This is a genomic window from Streptomyces sp. WAC04114 (genome assembly GCF_019733245.1).
Taxonomy (GTDB): Bacteria; Actinomycetota; Actinomycetes; order Streptomycetales; family Streptomycetaceae; genus Streptomyces; species Streptomyces massasporeus_A.
On sequence record NZ_JAIGQA010000002.1, the window covers coordinates 115,739 to 134,152 of the forward strand.

15 protein-coding genes are annotated in these 18,414 nt (G+C 70.9%); 6 read left to right on the forward strand and 9 right to left on the reverse strand.

Annotated features, from left to right (window positions below):
- The first annotated feature begins 76 nt into the window (after nt 1–76).
- Genes K4G64_RS01450 through K4G64_RS01460 form a run of 3 tightly spaced genes read left to right on the forward strand, consistent with a single transcriptional unit; the run spans nt 77 to nt 2,501 of the window.
- Complete coding sequence (locus tag K4G64_RS01450; protein WP_221754183.1) at nt 77–907, forward strand: PP2C family protein-serine/threonine phosphatase; 831 nt, start codon at nt 77–79, stop codon at nt 905–907.
- A 60-nt stretch (nt 908–967) separates the two neighbouring features.
- A complete protein-coding gene (locus tag K4G64_RS01455; protein ID WP_374206345.1) occupies nt 968–1,993 on the forward strand; it encodes an MASE1 domain-containing protein in 1,026 nt (341 codons plus the stop codon).
- A gap of 10 nt (nt 1,994–2,003) precedes the next feature.
- Nucleotides 2,004–2,501: a molybdenum cofactor biosysynthesis protein gene (locus K4G64_RS01460; protein WP_221754185.1), complete on the forward strand. Its 498-nt coding sequence runs from the start codon at nt 2,004–2,006 to the stop codon at nt 2,499–2,501.
- A 15-nt stretch (nt 2,502–2,516) separates the two neighbouring features.
- Here the strand turns inward: K4G64_RS01460 and K4G64_RS01465 are convergent, their stop codons facing one another.
- The 3 genes from K4G64_RS01465 to K4G64_RS01475 all read right to left on the reverse strand — a co-directional run bounded on the left by K4G64_RS01465 (nt 2,517) and on the right by K4G64_RS01475 (nt 5,754).
- Complete coding sequence (locus K4G64_RS01465; RefSeq protein WP_221754186.1) at nt 2,517–3,176, reverse strand: YceI family protein; 660 nt, start codon at nt 3,174–3,176, stop codon at nt 2,517–2,519.
- A gap of 188 nt (nt 3,177–3,364) precedes the next feature.
- Complete coding sequence (locus K4G64_RS01470; protein WP_308122183.1) at nt 3,365–4,492, reverse strand: transferase; 1,128 nt, start codon at nt 4,490–4,492, stop codon at nt 3,365–3,367.
- On the reverse strand, nt 4,489–5,754 hold the full coding sequence (locus K4G64_RS01475) for a glycosyltransferase family 4 protein (RefSeq protein WP_221754187.1): 1,266 nt from the start codon (nt 5,752–5,754) through the stop codon (nt 4,489–4,491). The genes K4G64_RS01470 and K4G64_RS01475 overlap by 4 nt, the downstream gene beginning before the upstream one ends.
- 216 nt (nt 5,755–5,970) lie before the next feature.
- Here K4G64_RS01475 and K4G64_RS01480 point away from each other — a divergent pair, with 216 nt between their 5' ends.
- Nucleotides 5,971–7,689, forward strand: a complete 1,719-nt coding sequence (locus K4G64_RS01480; RefSeq protein ID WP_221754188.1) for a VanW family protein — start codon at nt 5,971–5,973, stop codon at nt 7,687–7,689.
- A gap of 116 nt (nt 7,690–7,805) precedes the next feature.
- Nucleotides 7,806–9,197 (forward strand): Tat pathway signal sequence domain protein, encoded by a 1,392-nt coding sequence (locus K4G64_RS01485; RefSeq protein ID WP_221754189.1) that lies wholly within the window; start codon nt 7,806–7,808, stop codon nt 9,195–9,197.
- Nucleotides 9,198–9,244: 47 nt separating this feature from the next.
- Here K4G64_RS01485 and K4G64_RS01490 read toward each other — a convergent pair whose 3' ends face one another.
- The 4 genes from K4G64_RS01490 to K4G64_RS01505 all read right to left on the reverse strand — a co-directional run bounded on the left by K4G64_RS01490 (nt 9,245) and on the right by K4G64_RS01505 (nt 14,094).
- Entirely contained in the window at nt 9,245–10,030 is a 786-nt protein-coding gene (locus tag K4G64_RS01490) for a carbonic anhydrase (RefSeq protein ID WP_221754190.1), read from the reverse strand.
- A 180-nt stretch (nt 10,031–10,210) separates the two neighbouring features.
- Nucleotides 10,211–12,436, reverse strand: coding sequence for a catalase/peroxidase HPI (gene katG, locus K4G64_RS01495; RefSeq protein ID WP_221754191.1), 2,226 nt, complete (start codon nt 12,434–12,436; stop codon nt 10,211–10,213).
- A 164-nt stretch (nt 12,437–12,600) separates the two neighbouring features.
- Nucleotides 12,601–13,038 carry a Fur family transcriptional regulator gene (locus tag K4G64_RS01500; RefSeq protein ID WP_031111199.1) on the reverse strand — a complete coding sequence of 146 codons (438 nt, stop codon included), beginning with the start codon at nt 13,036–13,038 and terminating at the stop codon, nt 12,601–12,603.
- Between the two features lie 177 nt (nt 13,039–13,215).
- Nucleotides 13,216–14,094, reverse strand: coding sequence for a hypothetical protein (locus K4G64_RS01505; RefSeq protein ID WP_221754192.1), 879 nt, complete (start codon nt 14,092–14,094; stop codon nt 13,216–13,218).
- A gap of 160 nt (nt 14,095–14,254) precedes the next feature.
- Between K4G64_RS01505 and K4G64_RS01510 the strand changes: the two genes are divergently transcribed.
- Nucleotides 14,255–15,700 (forward strand): glyceraldehyde-3-phosphate dehydrogenase, encoded by a 1,446-nt coding sequence (locus tag K4G64_RS01510; RefSeq protein ID WP_221754193.1) that lies wholly within the window; start codon nt 14,255–14,257, stop codon nt 15,698–15,700.
- 518 nt (nt 15,701–16,218) lie between these two features.
- On the opposite strand, the gene K4G64_RS01515 is transcribed toward K4G64_RS01510, so the two are convergent.
- On the reverse strand, nt 16,219–16,392 hold the full coding sequence (locus K4G64_RS01515; RefSeq protein WP_221754194.1) for a CsbD family protein: 174 nt from the start codon (nt 16,390–16,392) through the stop codon (nt 16,219–16,221).
- A gap of 104 nt (nt 16,393–16,496) precedes the next feature.
- On the reverse strand, nt 16,497–18,179 hold the full coding sequence (locus K4G64_RS01520; protein ID WP_221754195.1) for a hypothetical protein: 1,683 nt from the start codon (nt 18,177–18,179) through the stop codon (nt 16,497–16,499).
- Between the last annotated feature and the right edge of the window lie 235 nt (nt 18,180–18,414).

Consider the following 18,414-nt stretch of genomic DNA (forward strand, 5'->3'; position numbering starts at 1 on the left):
CATCCTATGGACGTAAATAGGGTGTTTTGACCTCTCGGGTCGCCACCCACCGTGGCCATCCTCGCCGGAGTGATCCATGTCCCGCACCGGCACGACGGACGACGGCGACGAGCTGCTGACCAGGCTCGGGGCCCTGACGGCTCAGGCGCGTGCGCAGGCCGAGATGCAGCGGTCCCGGGTCGAACTGGCGATCGCGCTGCAGCGCGGCATGCTCCCGCGGGACCTGCCCCTCGCCCGTCGACTGCACCTGGCCGTGCGGTACACACCCGCCTGCCACGGTCTCAACGTGGGCGGCGACTGGTACGACGCCTTCACGCTGGGCGACGGGCGAATCGGCCTGTCCATCGGCGACGTCCAGGGCCACAACATCGAGGCCGCCGCCTTCATGGGGCAGGTACGCGCCGGGATGCGGGCGCTGGCCTCGGTCACCAGCGAGCCGGGCGAGGTGCTGGCCCGGACCAACGACCTGTTGCTGTCGCTGGGCTCCGACCTGTTCGCCACCTGCACGTTCATGCGGCTCGACCCGTGTGCCGGCGTGCTGGAGAGCGCCCGGGCCGGGCATCTGCCCTGCGTCTGGGCCACGGCCGACGGGAAGTCCGCTCTCACCGAGGACGAGGGCGGGCCGCCCCTCGGCGTACAGGCGGGGATGCCCTACCCGGTCACCCGCTACGAGCTCACCACGGGCAGCATGTTCGTGCTGCTCACGGACGGTGTCGTGGAGGGGCCGTCGATGCGCCTGGAGGAGGGCCTCGACCAGGTGACGCGGCTCGCGGGCATCGCGGCGGTGGCGGGCATGGACGTCGACGCGCTCGCGGCCGCGGTGATCAAGGGGGCCGAGCGCGTCGGGCACGACGACGACGCGGCCGTCCTGGTGGTCGGCCTCGACGGACCGGACGCTCAGCCATAGGGCCGCACGAGGCCCGCTCCCGCCTCGCCGACGTGGCGGCCCCGGTGTCTCATGGCTGCTGTGGTGGGTAGCCAGGATCTGCGTACGCCGGCCGTCGTCGCTCTGCAGACGCTGGCCGTCGCCGCCTGCTACTACGGATCGGCGCAGCTGGGGCTGCTGCGGGAACTCGTCGTCGAGGGCGCCGTCGTCACCCCCATCTGGCCGCCGACCGGGGTCTCGGTCGCCAGCCTGCTGCTCTTAGGGCTGCGCTGCTGGCCCGGGATCGCCCTGGGCGCCTTCCTCGTCATCCTGTCCCTGACCACCCTGACGCCCTCGGCCCTGGTCGTGCTGGCGGGGAACACGGTCGCGCCCGTCGTCGGGTATCTGCTGCTGCGCCGGGCCGGTTTCCGCACCGACCTCGCGCGGCTGCGGGACGGTCTGGCCCTGGTGTTCCTGGGTGCGTTCACCGCCATGCTGATCAGCTCGACCACCGGCGCGGGAATCCTGATCGCCACGGACAGGATCGAATGGCCCGGCTTCTGGGCGGTGTGGCTCGCCTGGTGGGTCGGTGACGCGATGGGCGTGCTCATCGTCACGCCGGTGCTGCTCCTGCTGTCCCGCGTACGCCTGCCGCTGCGCATGTCGCGCTGGAAGGAGGCCGCGGGGCTCGCGGTCATCGCCTGCTGTCTGGTGCCGCTGGCCGCGCACAGCTCGATCAGTCTGCTGTTCCTCATCTACCCCCTGCTGATCTGGGCGGCCCTGCGGTTCCAGCTGGCCGGCAGCCTGACGTGCGCCCTGTTCGCCTCGGTCATGACCACGGTGGCGGCGACCGACCGGGTCGGGCCGTTCGAACGGCTCAGCCGCGTCGAGGTGATGATGAAGCTGCAGGCCTTCAACGGGGCGATGGCGCTCACCGCCCTGATCCTGTCCGCCGTGATCACCGAGCAGATCTACACGCGGCGGTCCGTGGAGCGTGCCTGCCAGGAACTGGTCGAGGTCCTGGAACACCTCACCGCGGGAGAGGCGGACGGCCGAGCCCCTGTGGAGGACGGCGGCTCGGGCGACGGCAGGAGGAGTGACGGCCGACCCCCGGCTACCGGGACGTAGGGTGGGCGTCATGACCGAGGTGGAGGTGCTGCAGCTGCTGGTGTCGCCCGCGCACCGGCTGGCCGGACGGCCGTCCGAGGGCCCCTCCCCCGGCCCGTCCGACGAGCGGGTCACCCGGGTGGAGGTACGGCGCGGGCTGGGACTGGTCGGCGACCGCTACTACGCCCGGCCGGCCCATCGGAACGCGGCGGTGACCATCATGGCCTCGGAGAACCTCCCGGCCGGCGCCGACCTGCGGCACACCCGCCGGAACATCCTGCTGCGAGGGGTCGACATCGATTCCCTCGTCGGGGCGACGATCTCGCTCGACTGCGGCGCCGGGCCGGTGGAGTTCGCCGTGAAGCGTCCCGCCCGGCCCTGCGCCTGGATGGACGTGACCATCGGCCCGGGTGCCCAGCGGGCCCTGCGCGGCCGGGGCGGTCTGCGGTGCACCCCGCTGAGCGACGGGGTGCTCACGCTCGGCCCGGCCACGTTCCAGGTCGTGACCGGGTCCGACGCCGCGTCGTGAGGCGCCCCGGGGCGGTCAGCCGCCCGACGGTGCCGTGCGGATGGCGGCGATGTCGAGCTGCAGCCGCACCTTCTCGCTCACCATCGCCCCGCCCTCGGCCAGCCTGCTGTTGTACGTCAGGCCCCAGTCCGAGCGGTTGATGGTGGTGGTGCCGTCGAAGCCGACCCGGTCATAGCCGAAGGGGTCGGTGACATATCCGATGTACGTCATGTCGAGCACCACGGGGCGGGAGACGCCTTTGATGGTCAGCTCGCCCGACATGCTGAACAGGTCGGCGCCCGTCTGCTGGACCGCCGTGCTGGTGAATCGCATACGCGGATAGGTGGCGGCGTCCAGGAAGTCGCGGCCCACCAAGTGCGCGTCGCGCTGTTCCACTCCGGTGTCGACGCTGGCGGTGAACAGAGTGATGTCGGCCCGTGACCGTGTGGGGTCGTACGCGTCGAAGTAGAGGCGGCTTTCGTACTCCAGGAAACAACCGCGCACGGTGGTCACCATGGCGTGCCGGACGGAGAAACCGATCCTGCTGTGCGCGGGGTCGACGACCCATTCACCGGACAGATCGGCCAGGTTGGGGTTCGGCAGCACGGCGGCGGAGGACGCCGGCGCGCCGGTGGGGCGCTGTGGGGGGAGCGGTGTCTGCCGGCGGGACGGCACCACGCGGTTGAACAGGTTCATGATTCATCTAGGTACTTGAGATTGGTTATGGCCGCAAGTCCCCTCCCGATTTGCGGCTGTTGAGAACGAGCCTGTGACCGCTTATGCCGTCGCTTTACACAAAATCCACACATCGCTGTCGGGGCGTACCACGAAACGACGATCCGAAACTCCCGGAATTTCATTTCGGGCATTTCGGGGAATCGGTCTTACGTCACCTCTATCGCGAGGTCGTTGTCGACGGTGTAGTAGGGGCGGAAAGCTGATCCGTCCGCCTCGATCGCCGGGTAGACGTGTACGTGCTTGCGGTCCGCCACGTCGTCGAGCAGCCGGGCGACCCTGATCGGCGGTGCGTCGGCGGCGGGCCGGACGAAGACGTCCCAGATCCGGCCCGCTCCCCCGCCGTCCGCCGTCAGATCCCCGGGGCCGGCCGTGAAGGAGAAGCCCTTGCCGTCGTCATCGGCCCGGGGACGGAGGGTTCGCACGGTGTCGGTGCCTCGCAGGCGCAGCCGCACGGTGGCGTCCTCGTGGAGCTCGGCTCCGTGCAGGCGGGCCGTGACCGTCAGGGCCCGGCCCTCGACACCGATGGCGCGGGCCTCGGCGTGGGCGGTGCGCCGCCATGCCCGCAGGGCGAGGAAACCGTCCTTGGTGACGTACGGGATCCTGACCGCGACCGGCGAGGGGCGGTCGCGCAGGTGGCCGTCGACGAGGGTGCGCAGGTCCCGCAGGCCGGGGCGCAGCCGACGGCGTTCGGCTCCGGGTTCCGGCAGCAGGTACACGTCCCAGCGGCCCTCGTCGAGGACCGGGTGCGGTTCCAGGACGGCGTGCCATCGGCCGTCTCCCCGGTCGGGGTCGGGCGCCAGGTCGAGGACGTGCAGGGTCGTCTCGGGACGGCCCTTCTGGGGGCGCAGCCGCAGGAGCAGCTGGGGGTGCGGGGTGGAGGCCGGCGGGAGGCGGAAGGTGATCCGGCCGTCCGGGTCGACCGCGCAGTGGGCGCGCGGGTGGATGTCGCGGGCGTCGTTCGGCGGGCTCGTCGCCGCGCCTTCCGGCACTCCGGCCGGGCTCTTGGGCGTCTCGGCGGCGTCTTCCGGTGCCCCGGCCGGGCTCTCCGGCCTTCCGGCGGCGCCTTCCGGTCCCCCGGCCGGGCTCTCCGGCCTTCCGGCGGCGTCTTCCGGTCCCCCGGCCGGGCTCTCCGGCCTTCCGGCGGCGCCTTCCGGTCCCCCGGCCGGGCTCTCCGGCGTTCCGGCCGCGCCTTCCGGTGCCCCGGCCGGGCCCTTCGGCCTTCCGGCCGCCGTGCGCTCGTGCGTGCTGGTCATCTCGTTCTCCGGCGTGCTCATCGGCGTCCCTTCCGTATCGATCGCAGTACGCCGGAGGCGGCGGCGTGGGCGGCGTCGCGGGCGGCGTGGACCCGGCCGGCCAGGGCGCTGCCGGTGCCGTGGCCCTGCGAGGTGGCGGCCCGGCGGGTGCCCCTGGCCCCGGCAGCCGTCTCCAGAAGGCGTTCGGCCTGGGCGACCACGGGCCCGGGGGCGAAGCGGCGCGCGTTGTCCAGGGCGGCCCGGCTCATGCGGCGGCGGCGCTCGTCGTCGCCGACGAGGTCCAGCAGGGCGGCGGCGAGTGCGTCACGGTCCCCGACCGGTACGAGCCGGCCGTCGGTCCCGTCCTGGATGATCTCGCCGGGGCCGTAGGGACAGTCGGTGCTGACGACGGGGAGCCCGCAGCGCATGGCCTCGACGATGGTCATGCCGAACGGTTCGAAGTTGGACGCGGCGGCACCGATCGAGCCCTTGGCCCACTCGGCCTCCATGGGGGTGGCGGCTCCCATCAGGAACACGTTGTTCCACAGCCCGAGCCGCTCGATGAGCTCGCGCAGCCTGGGCTGCTCCTCGCCCTTGCCGTAGATGCGCAGCTGCCAGTCCGGGTGCGCGGCGGCGACCGGCGCGAACGCCTCGATGAGGAGGTCGTAGCGCTTGACCGGGACCAGACGGCCCGCGGCGATCACCACCTTGGCGGTGCTGTCGGCGGGCGGCAGGGCGGGGTCGGGAACGCTGTTGGGGAGGGCCTCCACATGGACGCCGGGCAGCCACATCTTGCGCCGGTAGGCGGCGGCGTCCGCCTCCGTGACGGTGGTGATCACGTCGAGGCGGCGGTAGGCGCGGCGCAGGGCCGTGCGCAGCCGCGGCGAGTGGTTGTCGAGCGTGAGGTGCTCCTGGCCGACGCGCAGCACGTGCTGCGGGGCCTGGCGGGCGATGTGCACGTTGAGGCCCGGGCGGGTGCCGATGACGACGTCGGCGTCGAGCGCCGCGAGGCACTCTCCGATGCGCTGGTCGGTCAGCTCGCTGTACTGGTGGTGGCGGTACTCGGCGGGCGGGAACACCTTCGCCGGTCTCTGGTGAAGCGGATGATCCGCCTCTTTGCGCAGATCGACCAGGGCCCGCAGCCGCACCCGCGGATCGAGCACGAGATTGGGGTGCTCGCGGTGCCGTAAAGCGGAGACGACCTCCACGTCGTGCCGCTCGGCCAGGGCTCCGGCCAGGTTGAACGTGGTGGTGATCGTGCCTCCGATTCCGTAGGCGTTGTGAATCAGAAAAGAGATCTTCATGTTGGCCTAGACCGTGTCAACGCCCCCTTCGTTGTTCGCCGTTACCACTCTGTGGCCGGGTCGGGCGAGAGGCCCGGCTTTGCCGATTTCGGAATGATCTCGGGCATAAGTGGTCTGGGCCATATCGGTTTGCCCCCGATGTGTGGATAGCTGGATGTGTTTGCCCGCAGCAGCGTCGCGTCACGGGTGCACCCTCGATCGATCTTCAGGAGACCCATGCGCCCCCGTACAGCCTCCGTCCCGCGCATCACCTCCCTCCCGTCCCTCGCCCTGGCCGGCGGCGCGCTGGCCGTGGGGGTGGGCGGCCTGTATCTGGCCGGGCTGGTCCTCACGGGCGGCCACATCGACTCCGGCACCACCGTGCGCGGGGTGGAGATCGGGGGTCTGAGCCGCGCGGAAGCGGTGCGGAAGCTGGAACGCGAGCTCGGGGCGGCCGGCGCCCGGGAGCTGCCCGTGAAGGTCGGTGACCGCACCGGCAGCATCGCCCCGGAGCGCGCGGGCCTCTCCTACGACGTCCAGGAGACCGTCGACCGGGCGGCGCGCACCGGCGCAGATCCCCTCAGCGTGTTCGGCGGGCTCTTCCGCTCGGGCGGCGACATCGAGCCCGTCGTCGACCTCGATGAGGGCAAGGCCCGGGCGGCCCTGGGACAGCTGGCGAAGGGGCTCGACCAGAAGGTCGGGGACGGCGCCGTCTCGTTCGACGACGGGCACGTGAAGACCGTCGCACCGCGGACCGGGTACGCGCTGGACGTGAACGCCGCGGTCGGGTCCCTGCGCGACTCCTTCCTGCGCGGCCACACCGGGACCCCCACCCCCCTGCCCACCAGCGAGACCCGGCCGAAGGTCACCGCCGACGAGGTACGGCGGGCGGTGCGCGGCTTCGCGGAGCCGGCCATGTCGGGCCCCGTCACGCTCACCGCCGCGGGCAAGCGGTTCACGGTCGGCCAGGAGACACTGGGCGAGCATCTGACCATGCGGCCGGACAGCAGCGGCGCACTGAGACCGGAGCTCGACGCGAAGGGCCTGCGCACCGAAGCCGCCGTGGCCGGCCCTCTCGACGACATCACCAGGACCGCAGAGAACGCGAAGCTGCGGCCGGAGGGCGACAGGGCCGTGGTCACCGAGGACGCCACGGTGGGCCAGGCGGTCAGCGACAAGGCTCTCGGCAAGGCAGTACTGCCGCTGCTCACCAAGTCGGGCGCCGACCGCGGCGGCGAGGTGGAGGTGCTCCGGACCCAGCCGGAGGTGACCCGCGAGAACGCCGCGGAGCTGGGGCTGACGGAGAAGATGTCGTCCTTCACCGTCAACTTCGAGGCAGCCGAGTACCGCACGAAGAACATCGGCCGGGCGGTGGAACTCATCAACGGCTCCGTGGTCGATCCGGGCGAGACCTGGAGCTTCAACCGGACCGTCGGTGCGCGCACCGAGGCCAACGGCTTCATGGACGGCATCATCATCCTCGACGACAAGTTCCAGAAGGCGTCCGGCGGTGGCGTCTCGTCCGTGGCGACGACCCTGTACAACGCGCTGTTCTTCGCCGGGGTCAAGCCGGTGGAACACGGGGCGCACTCGTTCTACATCGAGCGCTACCCGGAGGGCCGCGAGGCGACGGTCGCCTGGGGCAGCCTGGACCTGCGGTTCACCAACGACTCCGGCAAGGCCATCTACATCCAGGCCGAGTCCACGGACACCTCCGTGACCGTCTCCTTCCTCGGCACCCGCACGTACGACGAGATCAAGTCGCTCACGGGTCCGCGCGAGAACGTGACGAAGCCGGAGAAGAAGGTGAGCGACGACAAGGAGTGCGTGCCGCAGACGCCGCTCGAAGGCTTCGACGTGACCGTGGAGCGGGTGTTCTACGACGACGGCCGGGAAGTGAAGCGGGAGTCGTACCGCACGCACTACACGCCGCGTGACGAGATCGTCTGCGAGTGACCCGGTCCCTGTCCGCCTCCCCCGGCAACTCTCCCTTCCGACCGAAGCGTTGACCCCGATCCGGAGCGCCAGCACAATGAGCGGCCACTGATTGAGAGCGCTCTCAAGGGAGATCCATGACTGGCAGACAAGGCCCGGCCCTCAGCCGGCGTTCGCTCATCGGTGCCGGACTCGGCATCAGTGCCGCGGGGCTCACCGCCGCGGGTACGGGCCAGGCCCTCGCGGCCGGCCCCGCCGGTGCGCGCCCCTCGTCGAGCCCCGCCCGGGGGCACGCCTTCATCGCCGCCGCCATGGACGCTTACCCCGACCACGGCCGCACCCGCCTGACCCAGAGCTACACCGACCAGGCGGGCCTGTTCAGCACCGCGTTCACCTACGACAACGCCCTCGCGATCCTCGCCCACCTCGCGTCCCGGACCCCGGCCGGCCTGACCAGGGCCAATACCCTGGGCGACGCCCTGCTCTACGCCCAGGACCACGACCCCGCTCACGAGGACGGCAGGCTCCGGCAGGCCTACAACACCGGGCCGTACACCTTCTACGACGGCTCGCTCCAGCCCGACGGCTTCGTACGGGCGGACGGCACGGCCAACGTCGGGACACAGTTCGGCTTCACCGGCACGGCCGTGGGCGACATGGCCTGGGCGGGCATCGCGCTGAGCGCCCTCGCCCGCCGCACCGGAGCGCGCCGCTTCCTCACAGGTGCCGTCCGGATCGGCGAGTGGATCGAGCGGACCGGCCGGACCGACGAGCCCCTGGGCGGCTACAAGTTCGGGGTCGACGGGGCGAACCAGAAGCTGCCGTTCACCTCGACCGAGCACAACACCGATCTGGTCTGCCTCTTCGGGCGGCTGGCCCTGCTCACCGGCGACCGGGTGTGGCGGGAGCGGCAGTCCCGGGCCGAGGCGTTCGTGCAGCGGATGTGGGAGCCGTCCGGGGGCTTCTTCTACACCGGCACGAACGACGGTGTGACGGTCAACAAGTCCCCGATCCCCGAGGACACGCAGACCTGGACGCATCTCGCGCTGGACTCACGCCGCCACTCCCGCTCCCTGGACTGGGCCGTGGCGGAGCTGGCCGTCCTGGATCACTCCGGTCGCACCAACAGCACGGTGCCCGCGGGGCAGTCGTACGAGGGCGTCACGTTCAGCTCGGCGAGCCTGCTCGCCAACGAGGGCGCACCGATCGCCGACGGCCAGCCCAAGCCCGACCGCAACGGCGTGTGGTTCGAGGGGACGGCGCATCTCGCGCTCGCCCTGCGCGACCGCGGGGCCCGTGGTGACGAGGCACGCGCACGGCGGCTGCTCGACTCGATCGAACAGGCCCAGGACCGTCTGGGCGGCACGCAGACCGTCGGGGGCAGAGCCCTGCCCGAGCGTGCCGGGGTGGTATCCGCGAGCAGTCCGCTGGACACGGGGTTCGGCTTTGGCTACTACCCGTACCGGCACACCGGGGCGACCGCCTGGTACCTGATGGCCGCGGCCCGCTTCAATCCGCTCCGGGTGTGACGGGGTGGCCCGGTCCGCCGCCGCGTGCGGCGGACCGGGCGGGCGTCTCAGGCGAGGCGGTTCACGGCCTGGGTCGTCAGTTCGTAGCGGGCGCCGACGATCGCCAGCCTGCCGGTGGCGATCCTGGCGGCGAGCTCGGGCTCGGCGGCCAGCCGGGAGCGTACGAGCCGGACGTTGGCGCTCACGGTCGCGTCGATCCTGGCGTCCCCCTCCTGACCGTGGTCTATGGCCGGGCGTATCTGGTCGGCCAAGTACTGCATGTGAGCCGGCAGGTGCTCCCCCGACTGCTCCGCCGCCACGGCGGCACGCACCGCGCCGCACGACTGGTGACCGAGGACGACGACCAGCGGTATGCCGAGTTCCAGGACGCCGAAGGCGACGCTGCCGAGCACGGCCTCGTCCAGCACCTCACCGGCGGTGCGCACGGTCATCAGGTCTCCCAGCCCTTGGTCGAAGACCAGCTCCGGGGGTACGCGCGAGTCGATGCAGCCGAGCACGACCGCGAAGGGGTGCTGGGAGGTGGTCAACGTCCGCCGGATGGCGGGGTTCTCGTGCGGGTGGCGTTCCCGGTAGGTGCGCCAGCGGCGGTTGCCCGCGGCCAGCTCCCTCAGGGCTTCGTCCGGGGTGCCGGGGCGCGGCGCTGACGTGCCGGGGTCGGCGGGGGCGGCGGTGGCCGCGCCGGTGGCACCGAGGCCCGTGCCGAGGGCCGCGGCCCCGGTCAGCGCGGTGCGCAGCAGGGTGCGGCGGGCGGTGCCGCCGGTGGTCGGCCGTGCACCGGCGAAGGGGTGCGGTTCGGGGCCGGTGCCTCTGTGGGAGGTGGCATGTGAGTTCACGGCCAGAACGTATGCCCGATCGCGCGGCCGGCCGGGATCCTTGCCGTTTCATGGTGAGAGTTGGGTGAGTGATGTTCTTGCCTTGAACGGCCTTTGACGGTCCCTCAGGAAAAGAACCCCTCAGGCAACGACGGAAACGCCCGGGCCGGCCGGCCCGGGCGTCCTGTGATGCGGGGGTGATCAGACCAGGTCGAACCGGTCCAGGTTCATGACCTTGACCCACGCCGCGACGAAGTCGTGGACGAACTTCTCCTTCGCGTCGTCGCTCGCGTAGACCTCGGCGAGGGCACGCAGCTCGGAGTTCGAGCCGAAGACCAGGTCGGCGCGGGAGCCGGCCCACTTGACCTCGCCCGTGGCGGCGTCGCGGCCCTCGAACGTGGTCTGGTCCTCGGACGTCGACTTCCACGTGATGCCCAGGTCGAGCAGGTTGACGAAGAAGTCGTTGGTCAGCGAGCCGGGCGTCTTGGTGAAGGCACCGAGCTGGGACTGCTGGTGGTTGGCGCCCAGCACGCGCAGGCCACCGACCAGGACGGTCAGCTCGGGGGCGCTCAGCGTCAGCAGGTTCGCGCGGTCCAGGAGCAGGAACTCGGCCGGCAGGCGGTTGCCCTTGCCGTGGTAGTTGCGGAACCCGTCGGCGGTCGGCTCGAGCGCCTCGAAGGACTCGGCGTCGGTGTGCTCCTCCGTCGCGTCCACGCGGCCCGCGGTGAAGGGGACCTGCACCTGGAAGCCGGCTTCCTTGGCGGCCTTCTCGACCGCGGCGGTGCCGCCGAGGACGATCAGGTCGGCCAGGGAGACCTTCTTGGCGCCGGAGCCGGAGTTGAACTCCTGCTGGATGCCCTCCAGCACCCGCAGGACCTGCGCCAGCTCGTCGGGCTCGTTGACCTCCCAGCCACGCTGCGGCTCGAGGCGGATACGGGCGCCGTTGGCGCCGCCGCGCTTGTCGCTGCCACGGAAGGTGGACGCCGAGGCCCACGCGGTGGACACCAGCTGCGAGACGGACAGACCCGACTCGAGGAGCTTGGTCTTGAGGGTCTCGATGTCACCGTCGTCGATGGGCTCGCCCTCGGCCTCGGGCAGCGGGTCCTGCCAGATCAGGGTCTCGGCCGGGACCTCCGGGCCGAGGTACAGCGACTTCGGGCCCATGTCACGGTGGGTCAGCTTGAACCAGGCGCGGGCGAAGGCGTCCGCGAACTCCTGGGGGTTCTCGTAGAACCGGCGGGAGATGGGCTCGTAGATCGGGTCGAAGCGAAGCGCCAGGTCCGTGGTGAGCATCTTCGGACGGTGCTTCTTCGAGGAGTCGTGCGCGTCCGGGACGATCTCCGGGGCGTCCTTGGCCACCCACTGGTTGGCGCCGGCCGGGCTCTGCTCGAGCTCGTACTCGAACTCGAAGAGGTTCTTGAAGAAGCCGTTGCTCCACTGGGTGGGCGTGCTGGTCCAGGTGACCTCGAGGCCGGAGGTGATGGCGTCGCCGCCCTTGCCCGTGCCGTAGGTGCTGCGCCAGCCCAGGCCCTGCTCCTCCATGGAGGCGGCCTCGGGGTCGGCGCCGACGTTGTCGGCCGGGCCCGCGCCGTGGGTCTTGCCGAAGGTGTGACCGCCGGCGATCAGGGCGACGGTCTCCTCGTCGTTCATCGCCATGCGGCGGAACGTCTCGCGGATGTCGCGGGCCGCGGCGATCGGGTCCGGGTTGCCGTTGGGGCCCTCGGGGTTGACGTAGATGAGGCCCATCTGGACGGCGCCGAGCGGGTTCTCCAGCTCGCGGTCACCCGTGTAACGCTTGTCGTCGAGCCAGGTGGTCTCGGGGCCCCAGTACACGTCCTCCTCGGGCTCCCAGACGTCCTCGCGACCGCCGGCGAAGCCGAAGGTCTCGAAGCCCATCTGCTCCAGGGCGACGTTGCCGGTGAGGATCATGAGGTCGGCCCAGGAGATGCTCTGGCCGTACTTCTTCTTCACGGGCCACAGCAGACGGCGGGCCTTGTCGAGGTTGCCGTTGTCCGGCCAGCTGTTGAGCGGGGCGAAGCGCTGCTGACCGGCGCCGGCGCCGCCGCGGCCGTCGCTGATGCGGTAGGTGCCCGCGCTGTGCCAGGCCATACGGACCATCAGCGGGCCGTAGTTGCCGAAGTCGGCCGGCCACCAGTCCTGCGAGGTGGTGAGCACCTCGGCGATGTCGCGTTTCACGGCCGCGAGGTCGAGGGCCTGGAACGCCGCGGCGTAGTCGAAGTCCCCGCCGAGGGGGTTGGCCACCTCGGGGTTCTTGGCGAGGATCTTCAGGTTGAGCCGCTCGGGCCACCACTGGCGGTTGCCGCCGCCCTGGGTCGGGTGCAGGGCGCGGCCGTGCGCCACGGGGCAACCGCCTCCCGCCTCCTCCGACTTGGAGTCGGTGACGATCGCGTCGTGGTTCTCAGTCATGGAAATCCTTCCGGACGGGGTGGATCACGGTGCTCGGGTGGATCACGTGCTCGGGAACGCTCGGGTGGATCAGAGGTGCTCGGGAACGCTCGGGTGGATCAGAGGTGCTCGGGAACGCTCGGGTGGATCAGAGGTGCTCCGGAACGCTCGGGGAGACCACGTGCTCAGTTGCTGCGGGCGGTGGAGCAGGCGGGGCACAGGCCCCAGTAGATGACCTCGGCCTCGTCGACGGCGAAACCGCGGTCGTCGGACGCCGTCAGGCAGGGGGCGTGACCGACCGCGCAGTCGACGTCGGCGACGGCTCCGCACGACCGGCACACGAGGTGGTGGTGGTTGTCGCCGACCCGCCCCTCGTAGAGGGCCGGGCTGCCGGGTGGGTCGAGGCGGCGTATGAGGCCCGCCGCGGTGAGTGCGTGCAGCCCCTCGTAGACGGCCTGGACGGAGATGTGGCCCACACGGCCGCGCACCTCGGAGGCGATCGCCTCGGCGCCGAGGTGGTCACCGTCCCGCACGGCCTCGAGCAGCGCGACGCGGGCGGCCGTCACTCTCAGGCCGGCACCACGCAGCTCCTCGGCTGTGGTCGGGTTCCCGGATGCGGTCATGCGTCCAACCTAGTCACACAAACACGAGTGGTTCAAGAAAACGAACGGTTCAATTTTGGTGTCGCGCGTGGAGCCTTTGCGGGGCGGCTTACTTGCAGCGTGTGAGCTCAGTCACAGTCGTCATGATGGCGCTCCGGCGGGCGCCGGGGGTCGCGCACCGCCGTGTCGGTCCGCCGGTCATGCGTCCGACGAGGGTGAGGTCAGGCGTTCGAGCCGGGCGGTGGCCGTCGCGGCCTTGCGGCCGGCCTCGCGGGCGCGGCGCTCGGCGGTGCGCGCCCGCTCCCGGGCCGCCCGTTCGGCGAAGCGGGCCTGCTGGTGTTCGCCCCTGACCCGTTCCAGTTCGCCGGTGAGCTCCTCGACGCGTCGCTGGAGGCCGTCCACCTGCTGTTTCGCGTCCGCCACCGCTTGGCCCGCGGTGTCCGCCTCGTCCTGGAGCTCCCGCAGCTCGCGTTCGGCGGCCGCGACCTCGTCCCGGGCCTGGGCGAGCTTGCGTCGGTGCTGCTCGCTCTTCTTCTTGCCGGGACGGGAGGGGGTCGGGGCGGGTGCGGGTGCGGGGCGCTGCGGCCGGGCGCCCTCGGCGGTGGCGGGGAAGCCGACGGTCGCGGCGAGCGGCTTGGCCAGGCGGCCGCCCGCCCAGGCCCGGGCGGCCTCGGGGTCGGCCAGGACGGCGTGCAGCGTGTTCTCGACCTCGCGCTGCACGCTCTCGCCGATCGGATGTCCGGCCTCCTTGGCGAGCTGCCGGGCCTGGAGGGACAGGGCGCGGACGAGCGCGTGCCGGCGGCGGCTCAGCTCGCGCAACTGCGTGCCGTCCAGGTCTTGGTGAGCCTGGCGCAGCCCCTCCCCCAGGCGCAGCAGCGGCTCGACCTCCCCGGGACTGCTGCGGACCAGGAGATTGCTGACCCAGGCGGCGAGGCTGGGCTTGCGCAACGTGCGGATCCGCTCGGCGAGTTCCCGGTCACCGGCGGTGCGGGCGGAGGCCATGGCGGAGGCCCGGGCGGCGGTGAACTCCTCCGGGCGCAGGGCGTACAGCTCATCGGCGACGGAGTCGTAGTCCATGGGCACCCCTTTCGCTCGGAAGATCCGCTTTCGATCGTCTCAAGCCCTGCCCTCAGGGGCGCGCGGAGCGCCCGCGGAACGGGGACCGGAGGCACCCCCTTCAAGATCGGGAAATCGACGGTTTAACATATGAGCGCCGCCTAGCTCGAAAGATGGACTCGTGACTGTCAACGACGACTCGTTCACCAACTGGAAGATCCGCGAGGAGATCGCGGAGTCGATGATCCCGATCATCGGGAAGCTGCACCGCGAGCAGGACGTGACCGTCCTGCTGCACAGCCGCTCCCTGGTGAACAAGTCGGTGGTGAGCATCCTCAAGACCCACCGTTTCGCCCGGCAGATCGCCGGCGTGGAGCTGTCGGTCACCGACACCCTGCCGTTCCTGCAGGCTCTCACCACGCTCGATCTCGGCCCCTCCCAGATCGACATCGGCCTGCTCGCCGAGGCCTACCAGGCCGACGACCGGGGCCTGTCGGTCGCCGAGTTCACCGCTGAGGCCGTCGCCGGTGCCACGGGCACCAACAAGATCGAGCGCCGTGAGGGCCGGGACGTCGTCCTCTACGGCTTCGGCCGCATCGGCCGGCTCGTGGCCCGTCTGCTCATCGAGAAGGCCGGCTCGGGCAACGGTCTGCGGCTGCGGGCCATCGTCGTGCGCGGAGGGGGCGAGCAGGACATCGTCAAGCGCGCCTCGCTGCTGCGCCGCGACTCGATCCACGGCCAGTTCCAGGGCACGATCACCGTCGACGAGGCGAACAGCACGATCGTCGCCAACGGCAACGCCATCAAGGTGATCTACGCCAACGACCCGTCCGAGGTCGACTACACGGCGTACGGCATCAAGGACGCCATCCTCATCGACAACACCGGCAAGTGGCGCGACCGCGAGGGCCTGTCCCAGCACCTGCGCCCCGGGATCGACAAGGTCGTGCTGACCGCGCCCGGCAAGGGTGACGTCCCCAACATCGTGCACGGCGTCAACCACGACACGATCAAGCCGGACGAGCAGATCCTGTCCTGCGCGTCCTGCACCACGAACGCGATCGTGCCGCCGCTGAAGGCGATGGACGACGAGTTCGGGGTCCAGCGCGGCCACGTCGAGACGGTTCACTCGTTCACCAACGACCAGAACCTGCTGGACAACTACCACAAGGCCGACCGTCGCGGCCGGTCCGCGCCGCTCAACATGGTCATCACCGAGACCGGTGCCGCCTCCGCCGTCGCCAAGGCGCTGCCCGACCTCAAGGCGCCGATCACCGGCAGCTCGATCCGCGTCCCGGTCCCGGACGTCTCGATCGCGATCCTCAGCCTGCGGCTCGGCCGCGAGACCACCCGCGAGGAGGTCCTCGACCACCTCCGCGACGTCTCCCTGACCTCGCCGCTCAAGCGCCAGATCGACTTCACCACGGCTCCCGACGCGGTCTCCAGCGACTTCATCGGCTCGCGCCACGCCTCGATCGTCGACGCCGGCGCCACCAAGGTCGACGGCGACAACGCGATCCTCTACCTGTGGTACGACAACGAGTTCGGCTACTCGTGCCAGGTCATCCGCGTCGTGCAGCACGTCTCCGGCGTGGAGTACCCGACGTACCCGGCCCCGGCGGTCTGACCCCGGGAAGACGAGAGCGCGGGGCGTGCGGGCCCCGCGCTTTCGTGTGTCACCGGCGGGTCGGCTCGATGCGGTACTCCCGCTCCTGTGAGCCGTCTTCGCTGGCCACGGAGACAATGTGGGCCTTGGTGCCGCCGGTCGCGTCCCGCCGCACCGTCACCTTCGTGTAGGGATCACGCGGTGTGGCGGGACGGCAATCAACACGTCAAGAGGTGGGGCGAGTTGGGAACCGGCAGCCGAAGCCGGTAGGCGTCGCGACTCCCCCGTGCCGCCAGGCGTGAGTACACGGGTCGCGGCCCTGCCGGGCGAGGCGGTATCCGTGTCTGAGGGTGGAGACGTGGAGCGGGAACTATCCGATCGACATGTCCATGTCCATGTCCATGCACATGTCCATGTGCTGCGCGATCAGCGCGCGGCCGGTCTGGGACTCACGGCGTGCGCGGAGCGGATCTCCCTCGAACCGTTGACCAGGACGGTGTGCCGCGTCCGTCACGGGGACGCGGCACCACCACGTGACCTCAGTGCTTGAAGACGTCCTTGGTCTTCTCCTTGGCCTGGCGAGCGTCGCCCTTCGACTGCTCGGCCCGGCCCTCGGCTGTCAGGCGCTCGTTGCCCACCGCACGCCCGATCGTCTCCTTGACCTTGCCCTTGGCCTGCTCGGCCTTGGCCTTGCCCTTCTGGTCTCCAGCCACGGTTCGTTCACTCCAAGTCGTGTCCGACTACGGGATCACCACACGAGTGACCCTGAAAGGGCAGCTCAAACGTGCCGGCGGACCACCACGGAGGCGGACGGCGGTCAGTGGCAGCACCCGTCGGCCTCCTGCGGGCCGGGTGTGGCGTCCAGGCGGCAGTAGCAGGACGCGTGGATCGGTACGTCGGCCAGCGCGGTCGCGAGCTTGAGCTGGTGGGCCACCAGGGCCGCCTCGCCGGTCTTGCCCGTCCGGAGCAGGCACTCGTGGAAGCCGTGCAGGGCCCATACGTTGTTCGGGTGCTGGAGCGGGCGGGGCAGGGTGTCGTCGAGGCCGAGGTCGGCACGGTAGACGGCTTCCGCCTCCGCCACGCGACCCTGTTCCAGCAGCAGCGCGCCGTAGGCGTGACGGGTCGGCTGCATCCAGCCCCAGGGCTCGTCGTAGGGCAGGTTGTCGTCCAGCTCGATGGAGCGCTCCAGGGCGGCGAAGGCGAGGTCGTGCCGACCCCCGCGGTACTCGAGTTCGCCGTCCAACATGGCGGAGGCGATGGCGAGGATGTCCTCGCAGGTGTTGTTGAACAGCATCCGCGTCGCGGGCACCCGGCCCACCGCCGCGCGGAACAGCTCGCGTTCGGCCTCCGCCCGGTCGACCTCGCCGGTCGCGGAGAGGGCGACGCCCCGGGCGTAGTGCCGCATGGCGACGGTCGTCGCGTAGAGCTCCGGGTCGGCGGGGGCGGGCAGTTCGAGGATCTCGGCCCAGCGGCCGAAGCGGATCAGGACGTGCACGCGCATGGCCAGGAAGGCCTCCAGCCAGTCGGCCATCGGGGGGCTCTGGACGCGAAGCAGGTCCTCGGGGATGGCGGCTTCCAGCCGAGCGGCGGTGTCGAGGGCAACCTGTGCCTGGCCGAGGAACATGGCGCCGTAGATCTTGAAGTGGTGGTTGTGCGCCCGGTACAGGGTGTAGAAGTTCATGGCGCCGGACCGCCGGTAGTACTTCTCGTCGGCGGCGATCGCGTCGCTGTTGGCGGAGACCACCTGGCGGTAGTCGCCGCACAGGACGTCCAGGTGCGAGGGCATGTGCAGCAGGTGCCCGGCATCGGGCACGAGGCGGCGCAGGCGGTCGGCGACGGTGAGGGCCTGCTCCGGGGTCGGGGACATCTCCATCAGGTGGACGTACAGGTGCAGGATCCCCGGGTGGCGCACGCCGGCCTCGGTGGCGAGGGCGCCTTCCAGCACGGTCCTGGCCTCGGTGGTCCGGGCACCCTCGGCCGGCTGCCCGGTCTTGAGGTTCCACAGCTGCCAGGGGGTGAGGTTCATCGCGGCGTCGGCGTGGAGGGTGGCGATGTCCGGGTCGCCGGGCGCCAGTTCGTAGACCACGCGCATCGCGTCCGCGTAGGGCTCGTTCCACACCGAGCAGTCCTCGACGGCCTGCGACTGCGGGTAGCGGGCCCGCAGTGCGCCGATGAGGGCCTTCTCGACCGGGGTGGAGCGGGCGGCCTTCTCATGGGCCTGTTCGACGGCGGCGTGCGTACGTTCGACGGTTTCCACCAGTTCCTCGCCGTCGAAGAATTCCCAGGGCTTGTTGTAGTTCGGACCGAGCGCGTAAGCGATGCCCCAATAGGCCATCGCGCACTCCGGATCGGCCACCGTCGCCTTTTCGAAGCAGGCGACCGCCTCCTCGTGATGGAAGGCGTACGTCCACATCAGGCCGCGATCGAACCAGAGTTGAGCCTCGGCGGAGGACGTGGTGACGGGACGGCTGTAGGTGCCGAGATCGTAGTAGTCGCCCATGAGTTTCTCCTGGGAAAAGCGGCCGGAGCCGTGAGAATAGTGGTTGCGGACACTCCCTCGAATTCCGATCGATTCTCGCATTTCCAGATTAGCGGTTCACGTAGCGGGCGCAGGGCGCCGGTGCCGCTCTCCGCGCGCCGCTCTCGATCGCCCCGGGCTATACCGTGGCTGCCTCTGGGCGTGGTTGAGGACATGACTGACTTCCCGAGTTTTCCGCCCGGCTTCGTGGCCGGCG

Bases quoted from the DNA above. Each gene is read 5' to 3' on its own strand.
- K4G64_RS01465 (WP_221754186.1), bottom strand. From the start codon at position 3,176: ATGAACCTGTTCAACCGCGTGGTGCCGTCCCGCCGGCAGACACCGCTC.
- K4G64_RS01480 (WP_221754188.1), top strand. From the start codon at position 5,971: ATGCGCCCCCGTACAGCCTCCGTCCCGCGCATCACCTCCCTCCCGTCC.
- K4G64_RS01505 (WP_221754192.1), bottom strand. From the start codon at position 14,094: ATGGACTACGACTCCGTCGCCGATGAGCTGTACGCCCTGCGCCCGGAG.
- K4G64_RS01470 (WP_308122183.1), bottom strand. From the start codon at position 4,492: ATGAGCACGCCGGAGAACGAGATGACCAGCACGCACGAGCGCACGGCG.
- K4G64_RS01520 (WP_221754195.1), bottom strand. From the start codon at position 18,179: ATGGGCGACTACTACGATCTCGGCACCTACAGCCGTCCCGTCACCACG.
- K4G64_RS01475 (WP_221754187.1), bottom strand. From the start codon at position 5,754: ATGAAGATCTCTTTTCTGATTCACAACGCCTACGGAATCGGAGGCACG.
- K4G64_RS01500 (WP_031111199.1), bottom strand. From the start codon at position 13,038: ATGACCGCATCCGGGAACCCGACCACAGCCGAGGAGCTGCGTGGTGCC.
- katG (WP_221754191.1), bottom strand. From the start codon at position 12,436: ATGACTGAGAACCACGACGCGATCGTCACCGACTCCAAGTCGGAGGAG.
- K4G64_RS01460 (WP_221754185.1), top strand. From the start codon at position 2,004: ATGACCGAGGTGGAGGTGCTGCAGCTGCTGGTGTCGCCCGCGCACCGG.
- K4G64_RS01450 (WP_221754183.1), top strand. From the start codon at position 77: ATGTCCCGCACCGGCACGACGGACGACGGCGACGAGCTGCTGACCAGG.
- K4G64_RS01485 (WP_221754189.1), top strand. From the start codon at position 7,806: ATGACTGGCAGACAAGGCCCGGCCCTCAGCCGGCGTTCGCTCATCGGT.